At 73.3% G+C, this 13,337-nt stretch carries 12 protein-coding genes; 11 read left to right on the top strand and 1 reads right to left on the bottom strand.

The window, feature by feature from the left end:
• Positions 1–5 precede the first annotated feature (5 nt).
• The gene (locus OO47_RS25070) at positions 6–2,321 is read right to left on the bottom strand and encodes an ATP-binding protein (protein ID WP_030214921.1); all 2,316 of its coding nucleotides are present in this window, start codon (positions 2,319–2,321) and stop codon (positions 6–8) included.
• 157 nt (positions 2,322–2,478) lie between these two features.
• Here OO47_RS25070 and OO47_RS25065 point away from each other — a divergent pair, with 157 nt between their 5' ends.
• The 11 genes from OO47_RS25065 (at position 2,479) to aroQ (ending at position 12,759) form a co-directional block, all read left to right on the top strand.
• Positions 2,479–2,916 (top strand): DUF948 domain-containing protein, encoded by a 438-nt coding sequence (locus OO47_RS25065; protein ID WP_030214924.1) that lies wholly within the window; start codon positions 2,479–2,481, stop codon positions 2,914–2,916.
• 6 nt (positions 2,917–2,922) lie between these two features.
• Positions 2,923–3,276, top strand: a complete 354-nt coding sequence (locus tag OO47_RS25060; protein WP_030214928.1) for a DUF6167 family protein — start codon at positions 2,923–2,925, stop codon at positions 3,274–3,276.
• Positions 3,276–5,945: an alanine--tRNA ligase gene (gene alaS / locus OO47_RS25055; protein WP_030214930.1), complete on the top strand. Its 2,670-nt coding sequence runs from the start codon at positions 3,276–3,278 to the stop codon at positions 5,943–5,945. The genes OO47_RS25060 and alaS overlap by 1 nt, the downstream gene beginning before the upstream one ends.
• Before the next feature lie 2 nt (positions 5,946–5,947).
• Entirely contained in the window at positions 5,948–6,412 is a 465-nt protein-coding gene (ruvX, locus tag OO47_RS25050; protein ID WP_030214933.1) for a Holliday junction resolvase RuvX, read from the top strand.
• Between the two features lie 102 nt (positions 6,413–6,514).
• The gene (gene mltG, locus OO47_RS25045; protein ID WP_030214936.1) at positions 6,515–8,293 is read left to right on the top strand and encodes an endolytic transglycosylase MltG; all 1,779 of its coding nucleotides are present in this window, start codon (positions 6,515–6,517) and stop codon (positions 8,291–8,293) included.
• Entirely contained in the window at positions 8,290–9,117 is an 828-nt protein-coding gene (locus OO47_RS25040; RefSeq protein WP_030214939.1) for a shikimate dehydrogenase, read from the top strand. Before mltG ends, OO47_RS25040 begins: the two co-directional genes overlap by 4 nt.
• Before the next feature lie 52 nt (positions 9,118–9,169).
• The gene (locus OO47_RS25035; protein WP_030214940.1) at positions 9,170–9,397 is read left to right on the top strand and encodes a hypothetical protein; all 228 of its coding nucleotides are present in this window, start codon (positions 9,170–9,172) and stop codon (positions 9,395–9,397) included.
• A 113-nt stretch (positions 9,398–9,510) separates the two neighbouring features.
• Positions 9,511–10,695 (top strand): chorismate synthase, encoded by a 1,185-nt coding sequence (aroC, locus tag OO47_RS25030; protein WP_030214943.1) that lies wholly within the window; start codon positions 9,511–9,513, stop codon positions 10,693–10,695.
• Complete coding sequence (locus OO47_RS25025) at positions 10,692–11,213, top strand: shikimate kinase (RefSeq protein WP_030214946.1); 522 nt, start codon at positions 10,692–10,694, stop codon at positions 11,211–11,213. Before aroC ends, OO47_RS25025 begins: the two co-directional genes overlap by 4 nt.
• The gene (gene aroB, locus OO47_RS25020; protein ID WP_030214949.1) at positions 11,210–12,307 is read left to right on the top strand and encodes a 3-dehydroquinate synthase; all 1,098 of its coding nucleotides are present in this window, start codon (positions 11,210–11,212) and stop codon (positions 12,305–12,307) included. The genes OO47_RS25025 and aroB overlap by 4 nt, the downstream gene beginning before the upstream one ends.
• The gene (gene aroQ / locus OO47_RS25015; RefSeq protein ID WP_030214952.1) at positions 12,304–12,759 is read left to right on the top strand and encodes a type II 3-dehydroquinate dehydratase; all 456 of its coding nucleotides are present in this window, start codon (positions 12,304–12,306) and stop codon (positions 12,757–12,759) included. Before aroB ends, aroQ begins: the two co-directional genes overlap by 4 nt.
• The last annotated feature ends 578 nt before the right edge of the window (positions 12,760–13,337 follow it).

Below are 13,337 nucleotides of genomic sequence, written 5' to 3'. Positions count from 1 at the left end.
GGTGTTCAGCCCGCCGCTTCCCCGCCCTTTCCGGTGGGGGAGCCGGCGGGCTTCCGCGTTCCCGGGACCCCCGCCGGCCGGCCCGTACGGAACGGGCGCGGCGCCGCGGGACCGCCCGCGGCCGGATCCCGGCGCCCGGCGAGCGCCCGCTCCACCGCCGCGTCCGGCGAGAGCCCCCGGCCCTCCCGGAACGCCTCCTCGTACGCCTCCGCGCCCAGCGCCTCGCGCGCCCGCGCCTCGCACAGCCTCCCGGGGCCGCCGAACGACGCCGAACCGAAGAGCCGGACGCCCACCGCGTCCCACACCGGCACCGCCGCCCCCTGGAGCACCGCCGCCTCCGCCGGGTCCCCCTCGCCCGCCGTCACGAGCGCCAGCAGCTCGATCGCCAGGACCAGCCCCACCAGGTCGTGGAAGGCGTGGTTGATCGAGAGGCACTCGGTCAGCAGCTCCCGCGCCTCCTCGTACGCGTCCCGGGTCCACGCCGCGTACGCCAGGACGTAGAGCGCGTACGCCCGCGTCCACAGCTCCCCGCGCTCCTCGCAGACCTCCCGGACCTCCCGGCAGAGGGCCGCCGCCCCCTCCAGGTCGCCCCGGAAGGCCCGCGCCATCGCCACCTCGACCTGCCCCATCAGCACGTTGCTGTTCAGCTCGCCCAGCTCCCGGTAGGAGTCGAGCGCCCGCCCGATCAGCTCCTCCGCGCGCGCCGTGTCGTCCGTGAGCAGCGCCAGGCAGCCCATCCGGTGCGTCGCGTACGCCTCCGCCAGCGCGTTCCCCGAGGCCCCGGCCCGCTCCCCGCACTCGTGGAGCGCCGCCACCGCCGCCGTGCCGTCCCCCTGGAGGATCGCCACGTACCCGAGCACCCACAGCGCCTTCAGCCGCGCCTCCTGGTGCCCGGAGTCCAGCGCGAGCGCCCGGTCCAGCCAGTACCGGCCCTCCGAGAGGCGCCCGCAGCCCGCCCAGGCGAACCAGAGCGTGCCCGCCAGGTGCTGGGCGAGGTGCGCGTCCTCCGGGAGCTCCAGGCACAGTTCGAGGGCCGCCCGCAGATTGGGCAGCGCCACGTCCGTGCGGGCCGCCACCTCCCGCTGGCGCGGACTGAACCACTCCAGCTCGCACCAGGTGGCCAGGCCCATGTACCAGTCGCGGTGCCGGCGCCGCATCCGCTCCGTGTCGCCGAGCGCCGCCAGCCACTCCGCCCCGTACGCGGCGACCGTCCCCAGCATCCGGTAGACCGGGCCCGCGGGCGCGTCCTCCCGCGAGACGAGCGACTGCGCGAGCAGTCCGCCCAGCAGGTCCAGGATCCGCTCCGGCGGCAGCTCGCGGCCCCCGCACACGTACTCCACCGCCTCCAGGTCGAAGGGGCCCGCGAACACCGAGAGGCGCGCCCACAGCAGCCGCTCCCTCGGCGTGCACAGCTCGTGGCTCCAGCCGATCGCCGTCCGCAGCGCCCGGTGGCGGGGGAGCACCCCGCGCTCGCCGTCCGCGAGGAGCCGGAAGCGGTCGTCGAGCCGGTGCAGCATCTGCTCGGCGGAGAGCAGGGGCAGCCGCCCGGCGGCCAGTTCGAGGGCGAGCGGAATCCCGTCGAGCCGCCGGCACAACTCCCGTACTGCCTCAGGGACTTCGACGGACGTACGGGAGGGGCTCGGCGCCTCGGAGGGCATACGGGCCGGGCCCGGGAGCGCGCCCGTGCCGTCCGGGTCCGCGAGGACGTCCGTACCGCCGGGGTGCGCGAGGGCGCCCGTACCGCCGGGGTGTGCGAGGGCGCCTGCGCGCGCCGGCGTCCCCGGCAGCAGCGGCGCGCCCGCCTCCGCCGCCCGTTCCGCCAGCAGGGCCACCGCGTCCGCCTCGCCCATCGGCGCCAGCGGGAACACCGCCTCGCCCGCCACCCGCAGGGGCCTGCGCCCGGCCGCCAGGACCGTGAGCCCCGGCGCGTGCGCCAGCAGCTCCCGCACCAGCGGGGCGCAGCTCTCCACCAGGTGCTCGAAACCGTCGAGCACCAGCAGGACGCGCCGCTCCGCGAGGTGCTCCACCAGGGCCTCGCGCGGCGGCCTCGGCGTGTGGTCCGTGAGGCCGAGCGCCTCGGCCAGGGCGTGCGCCACCAGGTCCGGATCGCGCAGCGGCGCCAGCTCGGCGAGCCGTACCCCGTCGCCGTAGCGTTTCTGCGCTCCCGCGGCCACCCGCAGTGCGAGCCGCGTTTTGCCGACCCCGCCCACGCCCACGACCGTGACCAGGCGGGACGTCCCGAGGAGTGCCGCCAGTGCGGCCTGCTCGGCGGCCCGTCCGACGAACCGGTTCAGCTCCGCCGGGAGATTGCTCCGTCGCATGGGAAACGGAGCGTACTCACCCGCGCGCACTCCGTACAACCGGATCCCGTGAGCGGCACCTCGCGCACGGTAATGCGGTACGGCGCGGCGGCCCGGGCGCGATAGGGTCGGGGGACGACTTTTCACAAGGCCCAACGACAGCAGAGAGCGGTGCAGCGTGACCGGTGGAGAGGTTGCCGGGATCCTGGTGGCCGTCTTCTGGGCGATCCTCGTCTCCTTCCTCGCCGTGGCGCTGGCGAGACTGGCGCAGACGCTCAGGGCGACCACCAAGCTCGTGGCGGACGTGACGGAGCAGGCCGTTCCCCTGCTCGCCGAGGCCTCCGCGACCGTGCGTTCGGCGCAGACCCAGCTCGACCGGGTCGACGCCATCGCCTCGGACGTCCAGGAGGTCACCTCCAACGCCTCCGCGCTCTCCACCACCGTCGCCTCCACGTTCGGCGGCCCGCTCGTCAAGGTGGCCGCCTTCGGCTACGGCGTGCGCCGGGCGCTCGGCCGGAGCCGGGACGGGGAGGGCGCGCCGGGCGCCTCCGCGCGCCGCACCGTGATCGTCGGCCGTACCGTGCCGTCCATGCGGCGCCGGAAGCAGAAGGGCTGACCCGAGATGTTCCGCCGCACGTTCTGGTTCACGGCCGGCGCAGCCGCCGGCGTGTGGGCCACCAGCAAGGTCAACCGGAAGCTGAAGCAGCTGACCCCCGAGAGCCTCGCGGCCCAGGCCGCGAACAAGGCGGTCGAGACCGGTCACCGGCTCAAGGACTTCGCCCTCGACGTGAGGGCGGGCATGGTCCAGCGGGAGGCCGAGCTGGGGGAGGCGCTCGGGCTCGACGCCCCCGCCGATCCGGCCGCCGCACCGGGCCGGGAGCTCCCGGAGCCCCGCCGCAGGACCGCCCTCGGTCCCACCCCGCCTTCGCACTTCACCCTTCCCACGCGTTCGTACAACCGGAATGAGGACCACTGATGGAGTCGGCTGAAATCCGCCGCCGCTGGCTGAGCTTCTTCGAGGAGCGCGGGCACACCGTCGTCCCTTCGGCGTCGCTCATCGCGGACGACCCGACTCTGCTGCTCGTCCCCGCCGGCATGGTGCCCTTCAAGCCCTACTTCCTGGGCGAGGTCAAGCCGCCCTTCTCGCGCGCCTCCAGCGTGCAGAAGTGCGTGCGCACCCCCGACATCGAAGAGGTCGGCAAGACCACCCGCCACGGCACGTTCTTCCAGATGTGCGGCAACTTCTCCTTCGGCGACTACTTCAAGGAAGGCGCCATCAAGCTCGCCTGGGAGCTGCTGACCACCCCGGTCGAGCACGGCGGCTACGGCCTTGAGCCGGAGAAGCTCTGGATCACCGTCTACCAGGAGGACGACGAGGCCGAGCAGATCTGGCGCGACGTCGTCGGCGTCCCCGCCGAGCGCATCCAGCGCCTCGGCAAGAAGGACAACTACTGGTCCATGGGCGTCCCCGGCCCCTGCGGCCCCTGCTCCGAGATCAACTACGACCGCGGCCCCGAGTTCGGCGTCGAGGGCGGCCCGGCCGTCAACGACGAGCGGTACGTAGAGATCTGGAACCTCGTCTTCATGCAGTACGAGCGCGGGGAGGGCTCCGGCAAGGAGGACTTCCCGATCCTCGGCGAGCTGCCGTCGAAGAACATCGACACGGGCCTCGGCCTGGAGCGCCTGGCGATGATCCTCCAGGGCGTCCAGAACATGTACGAGACGGACACCCTCAAGGTCGTCATCGACAAGGCCACCGAGCTGACCGGCGTCCGGTACGGCGCGAACCACGAGAGCGACGTCTCGCTCCGCGTGGTCGCCGACCACATGCGCACCTCCGTCATGCTCATCGGCGACGGCGTCACCCCCGGCAACGAGGGCCGCGGCTACGTGCTGCGCCGCATCATGCGCCGCGCCGTCCGCAACATGCGCCTGCTCGGCGCCACCGGCCCGGTCGTCCAGGACCTCGTGGACACCGTCATCGACACGATGGGCGAGCAGTACCCGGAGCTGGTCACCGACCGCAAGCGCATCGAGACCGTCGCCCTCGCCGAGGAGGCCGCCTTCCTCAAGGCCCTCCGCGGCGGCACCAACATCCTCGACACCGCCGTCACCGAGACCAAGGCCTCCGGCGGCACGGTCCTCTCCGGCGACAAGGCGTTCCTGCTCCACGACACCTGGGGCTTCCCGATCGACCTCACCCTGGAGATGGCCGCCGAGCAGGGCCTCTCCGTGGACGAGGACGGCTTCCGCCGCCTGATGAAGGAGCAGCGGGACCGCGCCAAGGCCGACGCCAAGGCCAAGAAGACCGGCCACGCCGACGTCACCGCGTACCGGGAGATCGCCGACACCAGCGGCGCCACGCAGTTCACCGGCTACACCAACACCGAGGGCGAGACCACGGTCGTCGGCCTCCTCGTCAACGGCGTGCCCTCGCCGGCCGCCACCGAGGGCGACGAGGTCGAGGTCGTCCTCGACCGCACCCCGTTCTACGCCGAGGGCGGCGGCCAGATCGCCGACCAGGGCCGCATCAAGCTGCACAGCGGCGCCGTCATCGACATCCGCGACGTGCAGCAGCCGGTCCCGGGCGTCTCCGTGCACAAGGGTTCCGTGCAGGTCGGCGAGGTGACCGTGGGCGCCACCGCCTACGCCGCCATCGACGTGCGCCGCCGCCGGGCCATCGCCCGCGCCCACTCGGCCACCCACCTCACCCACCAGGCCCTGCGCGACGCCCTCGGCCCGACGGCCGCCCAGGCCGGTTCCGAGAACCAGCCCGGCCGCTTCCGCTTCGACTTCGGCTCCCCGAACGCCGTCCCCGGTGCCGTCCTCACCGACGTCGAGCAGAAGATCAACGAGGTCCTCTCGCGCGAGCTGGAGGTCCACGCCGAGGTCATGCCGATCGACGAGGCCAAGCGCCAGGGCGCCATCGCCGAGTTCGGCGAGAAGTACGGCGAGCAGGTCCGCGTCGTCACCATCGGCGACTTCTCCAAGGAGCTGTGCGGCGGCACCCACGTCCACAACACCGCCCAGCTCGGCCTGGTGAAGCTGCTCGGGGAGTCCTCGATCGGCTCCGGCGTGCGCCGCATCGAGGCCCTGGTCGGCGTCGACGCGTACAACTTCCTCGCCAAGGAGCACACGGTCGTCGCCCAGCTCCAGGAGCTGGTCAAGGGCCGTCCCGAGGAGCTGCCGGAGAAGGTCTCCGCCATGCTCGGCAAGCTGAAGGACGCCGAGAAGGAGATCGAGAAGTTCCGCGCGGAGAAGGTCCTCCAGGCCGCCGCCGGCCTGGTCGACTCCGCCCGCGACATCCGCGGCGTCGCCCTGGTCACCGGCCAGGTCCCGGACGGCACCACCGCCGACGACCTGCGCAAGCTGGTCCTCGACGTGCGCGGCCGCATCTCCGGTGGCCGTCCGGCCGTCGTCGCCCTGTTCACCACGGTCAACGGCAAGCCGCTGACGGTCATCGCCACCAACGAGGCCGCCCGCGAGCGCGGTCTCAAGGCCGGCGAGCTGGTCCGCACGGCCGCCAAGACCCTCGGCGGCGGTGGCGGCGGCAAGCCGGACGTCGCCCAGGGCGGCGGCCAGAACCCGGAGGCCGTCGGCGAGGCCATCGCCGCCGTCGAGCGCCTCGTGGTGGAGACGGCGTGACGATGCGCCGCGGCCGCCGTATCGCGGTGGACGTCGGGGACGCCCGGATCGGGGTCGCCTCGTGCGACCCCGACGGGGTCCTCGCCACGCCGGTGGAGACCGTGCCGGGACGCGACGTCCCGGCCGCCCACCGGCGGCTCCGCCGGATCGTCGAGGAGTACGAGCCGATCGAGGTCGTCGTGGGCCTGCCCCGCTCGCTCAGCGGGCGGGAGGGCCCGGCCGCGACCAAGGTCCGCGCCTTCGCCCGCGAGATGGCCAAGGGCATCGCCCCGGTGCCGGTCCGGCTGGTCGACGAGCGGATGACGACGGTCACCGCCACCCAGGGCCTGCGGGCCTCCGGGGTGAAGTCCAAGAAGGGGCGGTCGGTCATCGACCAGGCGGCCGCCGTGATCATCCTCCAGAACGCTCTTGAGTCCGAACGGGTATCGGGCAATCCTCCCGGCGAGGGCGTCGAAGTGGTCATCTGATCGCGATACGGTAACGTTCCGCGCGATGCGGCGGTGTTCGAACAGCTGCCGCACTACGTAGAGGCGGATCGTCCGGAAGCCTCGCGGCTGTTTTGGGGATCGATGACTGAGTATGGCCGGAGCCCGGGCTCCGAACCGTGGCACCCCGGGGACCCGCTCTACGGGGACCAGGGGTGGGAGGGCCGGCAGCAGTACCCGCATCCGCAGCAGGCGAGCCAGTACGACCAGGGCGGCCACGGCCACCAGGACCCGTACGGGCAGGGCGGCCAGGAGTACGGGGGCGACCCGCACCGGCAGCAGTCGCAGGGCTACGCCGATCCGCAGTACCAGCAGCAGCACTACCAGCCGCAGTACCAGCAGCAGCAACCGTACGACCAGTACCAGCAGCAGCAGCACCAGCAGCAGTACGGAGCGGGACAGCAGGGCGGTTACGACACGCCCGGGCACCTCGGACAGCAGTACGACGGCACCTGGGAGACCGGCCAGGCGGCGATGGCCTACGGCACGCCCCCGGCCGACCCGTACGGCGGTCAGAGCCCGGACCTGTACGGCACGCCCGAGGCGTACCCGCCGCCCCGGCCCCCCGGCCACCGGCAGGACCCGCCGGAGCCGGTGGTCGACTGGGCGCCGGAGGAGGAGGCCCGCCGGGAGCCCGGACCGGAGCCGGAGGAGGAGAACCACCCCTTCTTCACCGGTGAGGACGACCGCGACGACGACGCGTACGACGACGAGGAGCCGGCGCGCGGCCGGGGCTCCCGCGGCGACGACCGCGACCGCCGCGGCAAGGAGAAGAAACGCAAGGGCAAGAACGGCGTGGCCTGCCTGGTCGTCGCCGTCGTCCTGGTCGGCGGCGTCGGCGGAGTCGGCTACTTCGGCTACCAGTTCTGGCAGGGCCGCTTCGCCGAGGTGCCGGACTACGCGGGAAGCGGCACCGGCGAGGTCCAGGTCGAGATCCCGAAGGGGTCCCTCGGGACCCAGATCGGCAACATCCTCAAACAGGCCGGCGTGGTGAAGAGCGTCGACGCCTTCGTCGCGGCACAGCAGAGGAACCCCGACGGCAACTCCATCCAGGACGGCGTCTACACGCTGAAGAAGGAGATGTCGGCGGAGAGCGCGGTCGCCCTGATGCTCACCCCGGCGAGCCAGGCCAAGCTCATCATCCCCGAGGGCAAGCGGAACGCCTGGGTCTACGAGACGCTCGACCAGCGCATCGGCCTCGCTCCCGGCACCACCGAGAAGATCGCGCTCAGCAAGGCGGACTCCCTGGGCCTGCCCGCGTGGGCCCAGAAGCACCCCGACATCAAGGACCCGCTGGAAGGATTCCTCTTCCCGGCGAGCTACCCGGTCGCCAAGGGCAGCAAGCCCGAGGAGGCCCTGCGCAGGATGGTGGCCCGCGCGAACCAGGAGTACGGCAAGCTGGACCTGGACGCGAAGGCGAAGGCGGTCGGCCTGAAGGACCCCTGGGAACTGCTGACGGTGGCGAGCCTCGTGCAGGTCGAGGGCAAGTACAAGCACGACTTCGACAAGGTCGCGCGCGTCGTCTACAACCGCCTCAAGCCCGGCAACACGGAGACCGTGGGCCGCCTGGAGTTCGACTCGACGGTGAACTACCTCAGGGGACAGAGCACCCTCGACGTCGGCACGGTCGAGGAGATGCGCAAGATCGACGACCCGTACAACACGTACAAGATGACCGGCCTCGTCCCCGGGCCCATCAGCAACCCCGGTATGGAAGCGCTCCAGTCCGCGATCAGCCCCGCGGACGGCCCGTGGTACTACTTCGTCTCGATCAACGAGGACAAGACCGTCTTCTCCGTGACGAACGAGGAGCACAACCGGAACGTGGCGGAGTACGAGAAGCAGCGGAAGCAGGGACAGTGAGCAGGCAGTACCGCGCGGCCGTCCTGGGATCGCCCATCGCCCACTCCCTCTCCCCGGTCCTGCACCGCGCCGCGTACGCCGAACTCGGGCTCCGCGACCGGTCGTACGAGCGCTTCGAGGTGGACGAGGCGGCGCTGCCCGGGTTCATGGGCGGACTGGACGGCAGCTGGGCCGGGCTCTCGCTGACCATGCCGCTCAAGCGGGCGGTCATCCCGCTGCTCGACGAGGTCAGCGACACGGCCGCGTCCGTGGAGGCCGTCAACACCGTCGTCCTCGGCGAGGACGGACGCCGGGTCGGCGACAACACCGACATCCCCGGCATGATCGCCGCCCTGCGCGAGCGCGGCGTCGAGAAGGTGGAGGCCGCCGCCGTCCTCGGTGCCGGCGCCACCGCCTCCTCCGCGCTCGCCGCCCTCGCCCGCATCTGCGCGGGCCCCGTCACCGCGTACGTACGGAGCGAGGCCCGCGCGGAGGAGATGCGCGGCTGGGGCGAACGGCTCGGCGTGGACGTGCGGACCGCCGACTGGGAGCGCGCGGCGGAGGCCTTCGAGGCCCCGCTGGTGATCGCCACCACCCCCGCCGGTACGACGAACGCCCTGGCCACCGCCGTCCCCGACCGCGTCGGCACCCTCTTCGACGTCCTCTACGACCCCTGGCCGACCCCGCTGGCCGCCGCCTGGTCCGAGCGAGGCGGCAAGGTCGTCGGCGGCCTCGACCTCCTCGTCCACCAGGCCGTCCTCCAGGTCGAGCGGATGACGGGCGTCCCGCAGGCGCCGCTCGCGGCCATGAGGGCGGCGGGGGAGCGGGCGCTGGCGGCCCGGTAGGCTCCCGTCGGCGCCGGGGACCAGCCGGCGCCGAACAGGGGGATACGGGAACATGGGCGGGGACATGCTGCTGGCGTCCAAGTGGGACACGGCCTTCGACGTGGCGCGCTTTCTGTACGTGGGGTTCTTCAGCGATCTGCCCGCGTGGGTGCGGTACACCGTGCTCGGGCTCGGCGGTTCGACCGTCGTGTACGGCTTCCTCTCCTGGCTGCGGAACAGGTCCGCCACCGGCCGGGACGACGAGGAAACCGTCCCGGAGCCCGAGACGCCCGTCCGATAGCTGGACGGGAGTCCAAAGGGGCGCTCCGGACGTGGGAGGATCGGGGGTGGCGGGCCAGGGCCGCGCACCCGGGCGCGCCGTCGCAGTGCCAGGCGCGAGCATGAGGAGCATCGTTGAGCAGGTTGCGTTGGCTGACGGCCGGCGAATCCCACGGACCCGCGCTGGTCGCGACCCTTGAGGGTCTGCCCGCCGGTGTCCCGGTCACCACGGAGCTGGTGGCGGACCACCTCGCGCGGCGACGCCTCGGCTACGGACGCGGCGCCCGCATGAAGTTCGAGCAGGACGAGATCACCTTCCTCGGCGGCGTCCGGCACGGTCTCTCCCTCGGCTCCCCGATCGCCGTCATGGTCGGCAACACCGAGTGGCCCAAGTGGGAGAAGGTCATGTCGGCCGACCCGGTCGACCCCTCGGAGCTCAAGGAGACGGGCCGCAACGCGCCCCTGACCCGGCCCCGCCCCGGCCACGCCGACCTCGCCGGCATGCAGAAGTACGGCTTCGACGAGGCCCGGCCGATCCTGGAGCGCGCCAGCGCCCGCGAGACCGCCGCCCGCGTCGCCCTCGGCGCCGTCGCCCGCTCCTTCCTCAAGGAGGCCGCGGGCATCGAGATCGTCTCCCACGTGGTCGAACTGGCCGCCGCCAAGGCCCCGTACGGCGTCCACCCGACCCCCGCCGACGTCGAGAAGCTCGACGCCGATCCGGTCCGCTGCCTCGACGCCGACGCGTCGAAGGCGATGGTCGCCGAGATCGACCAGGCCCACAAGGACGGCGACACCCTCGGTGGCGTGGTCGAGGTCCTGGCGTACGGCGTGCCCGTCGGCCTCGGCTCGCACGTCCACTGGGACCGGCGCCTCGACGCCCGGCTCGCCGCCGCCCTCATGGGCATCCAGGCCATCAAGGGCGTCGAGGTCGGCGACGGCTTCGAGCTCGCCCGCGTGCCCGGCTCCCAGGCCCACGACGAGATCGTCAGGACCGACGAGGGCATCCGCCGTTCCTCCGGCCGCTCCGGCGGCACCGAGGGCGGCCTCACCACCGGCGAACTGCTGCGCGTCCGCGCCGCGATGAAGCCGATCGCGACCGTCCCGCGCGCCCTCGCCACCGTCGACGTCGCCACCGGCGAGGCCGCCGCCGCCCACCACCAGCGCTCCGACGTCTGCGCCGTCCCCGCCGCCGGCATCGTCGCCGAGGCCATGGTCGCGCTCGTCCTCGCGGACGCTGTCCTGGAGAAGTTCGGCGGCGACAGCGTCCCCGAGACCCGGCGCAACGTGCGCTCGTACCTCGACAACCTGCACATCCGGTGACCGGCGGACCCCTGGTCGTCCTCGTCGGACCGATGGGATCCGGCAAGTCCACGGTGGGCGCGCTCCTGGCCGAACGGCTCGGCGCGCCCTACCGGGACACCGACGCCGACATCGTCGCCGCCGAGGGACGTGAGATCTCCGACATCTTCGTCGAGGACGGCGAGGAGCACTTCCGCGCCCTGGAGCGGGACGCCGTCGCCCGGGCCGTCGCCGAGCACGAGGGCGTCCTCGCCCTCGGCGGCGGCGCGGTCCTCGACGCCGGCACCCGCGAACTGCTCGCCGGGCTGCCCGTCGCGTACCTCTCCATGGACGTCGAGGAGGCGGTCCGCCGCGTCGGCCTCAACACCGCGCGGCCGCTGCTCGCCGTCAACCCGCGCCGCCAGTGGCGCGAGCTGATGGAGGCGCGCCGGCACCTCTACAACGAAGTCGCCCGGGTCGTCGTCGCCACCGACGACCGCACCCCCGAAGAGGTCGCGGACGCGGTCCTCTCGGCACTGGAAATCGAGAAGGACGCATGACGACGGACCAGGACGTGACCCGCATCCACGTGGCCGGCAGCGCGGGCACGGATCCGTACGAGGTACTGGTCGGCCGGCAGCTCCTCGGCGAGCTGCCCGGCCTGATCGGCGACCGGGCCAAGCGGGTCGCCGTGATCCACCCGGAGGCGCTCGCCGACACCGGCGAGGCGCTGCGCGCCGACCTCGCCGAGCAGGGTTACGAGGCGGTCGCCATCCAGGTGCCGAACGCCGAGGAGGCCAAGACCGCCGAGGTCGCCGCCTACTGCTGGAAGGCCCTGGGCCAGACCGGCTTCACCCGCACCGACGTCGTCGTCGGCGTCGGCGGCGGCGCCACCACCGACCTGGCCGGCTTCGTCGCCGCGACCTGGCTGCGGGGCGTGCGCTGGATCGCCGTGCCCACCACCGTCCTGGCGATGGTCGACGCGGCCGTCGGCGGCAAGACCGGCATCAACACCGCCGAGGGCAAGAACCTCGTCGGCGCCTTCCACCCGCCCGCCGGGGTCCTCTGCGACCTCGCGGCCCTCGACTCGCTCCCGGTCCACGACTACGTCAGCGGCCTCGCGGAGATCATCAAGGCCGGCTTCATCGCCGACCCGGTGATCCTCGACCTCATCGAGGCCGACCCGCAGGCCGCCCGCACCCCGGCCGGACCGCACACCGCCGAGCTGCTCGTCCGCTCGATCGAGGTCAAGGCCGAGGTCGTCTCCGGCGACCTCAAGGAGTCCGGCCGCCGCGAGATCCTCAACTACGGCCACACCCTCGCCCACGCCATCGAGAAGAACGAGCGCTACAAGTGGCGCCACGGCGCCGCCGTCTCCGTCGGCATGGTCTTCGCCGCCGAACTCGGCCGCCTCGCCGGGCGCCTGGACGACGCCACCGCCGACCGGCACCGCGCGGTCCTGGAGTCCGTCGGCCTGCCGCTCACCTACCGCGGCGACCAGTGGCCCAAGCTCCTGGAGACCATGAAGGTCGACAAGAAGTCCCGCGGCGACCTGCTGCGGTTCATCGTGCTCGACGGCCTCGCCAAGCCCACCGTCCTGGAGGGCCCCGACCCGGCCGTCCTGATCGCGGCGTACGGCGAGGTGTCGGCGTGAGCGGGCCGCGTCCGGTACTGGTGCTCAACGGCCCCAACCTGGGCCGGCTCGGCTCCCGCGAGCCCGACATCTACGGCGCCACCTCGTACAAGGGGCTCGTCGAGTCCTGCCGCACCCTCGGCGCGGAGCTCGGCTTCGACGTCGAGGTGCGGGAGACCAACGACGAGGGCGAGATGATCCGCTGGCTCCACGAGGCGGCGGACGGCTCGGTCCCGGTGGTCGTCAATCCCGGGGCGTTCACGCACTACTCGTACGGGATGCGGGACGCGGCCGCCCAGCGGACCGCGCCGCTGATCGAGGTGCACATCTCGAACCCGTACGCCCGCGAGGAGTTCCGGCACACCTCGGTGATCGCGGCCGTGGCGACCGGGACGGTCGCCGGGTTCGGCATCGGCTCCTACCGGCTGGCCCTGCGGGCGCTCGCCGAGGAACTGCCCGACCGACCCGACTGAGCGGGGCCCCGGCCGGGACCGAACGGGTTCCGGCCGGTCGGGCACCCGAAAGCGCCCCCGGCCGTTCCCCCTGCGGGGGCCGGGAGCGGTAACGTTCCGCCGTCCGGGTACACGACCGGTCCCGGATGACGACAGGCGTACGAGACGGAGTGGCACCGGATGCAGCACGCAGTGGGGGGTCCGCTGCCACCGCACGAGCGGTCGGGCGGGACGCCCGGCCCCGTTCCCGGGGCGGGAGAAGCCGGCCGGCCGGCCGGACCGGGAGGCGGTCCCTACCCGGGAGCGGCGCCGGACACGGGACCGGGCGCCGGTTCCCGCCTCGGCGTCCACCCCGCCGTCCCGGGCGGCACTCCCGCCCGGCCCCCGGCCGCGCCTGCGACGCCCCCGCACCCGCCGGCACCGGTTTCCCCGGGGCAGAGCCCGCGGGGATGGGGCGCGGGCGGCCCCGGCGGCATACCCGGGCACCAAGGAACGGGCCACCAAGGGACCGGCCACCAAGGAACGGGCCACCAAGGGACGGGTCACCAAGGGACGGGTCACCAGGGGCCCGGGCGCCCCCCGGCCCCGCACCCCCCGGC

It is taken from the genome of Streptomyces bikiniensis, assembly GCF_000716625.1.
Taxonomy (GTDB): domain Bacteria; phylum Actinomycetota; class Actinomycetes; order Streptomycetales; family Streptomycetaceae; genus Streptomyces; species Streptomyces bikiniensis.
The sequence above is the reverse complement of the archived record's forward strand: the minus strand, read 5'-3'. Positions and strand labels throughout refer to the sequence as shown.

Coding starts and splice junctions, on each gene's coding strand:
- OO47_RS25070 (WP_030214921.1), bottom strand. CDS start 2,321: ATGCGACGGAGCAATCTCCCGGCGGAGCTGAACCGGTTCGTCGGACGG.
- OO47_RS25060 (WP_030214928.1), top strand. CDS start 2,923: ATGTTCCGCCGCACGTTCTGGTTCACGGCCGGCGCAGCCGCCGGCGTG.
- alaS (WP_030214930.1), top strand. CDS start 3,276: ATGGAGTCGGCTGAAATCCGCCGCCGCTGGCTGAGCTTCTTCGAGGAG.
- ruvX (WP_030214933.1), top strand. CDS start 5,948: ATGCGCCGCGGCCGCCGTATCGCGGTGGACGTCGGGGACGCCCGGATC.
- mltG (WP_030214936.1), top strand. CDS start 6,515: ATGACTGAGTATGGCCGGAGCCCGGGCTCCGAACCGTGGCACCCCGGG.
- OO47_RS25035 (WP_030214940.1), top strand. CDS start 9,170: ATGGGCGGGGACATGCTGCTGGCGTCCAAGTGGGACACGGCCTTCGAC.
- aroB (WP_030214949.1), top strand. CDS start 11,210: ATGACGACGGACCAGGACGTGACCCGCATCCACGTGGCCGGCAGCGCG.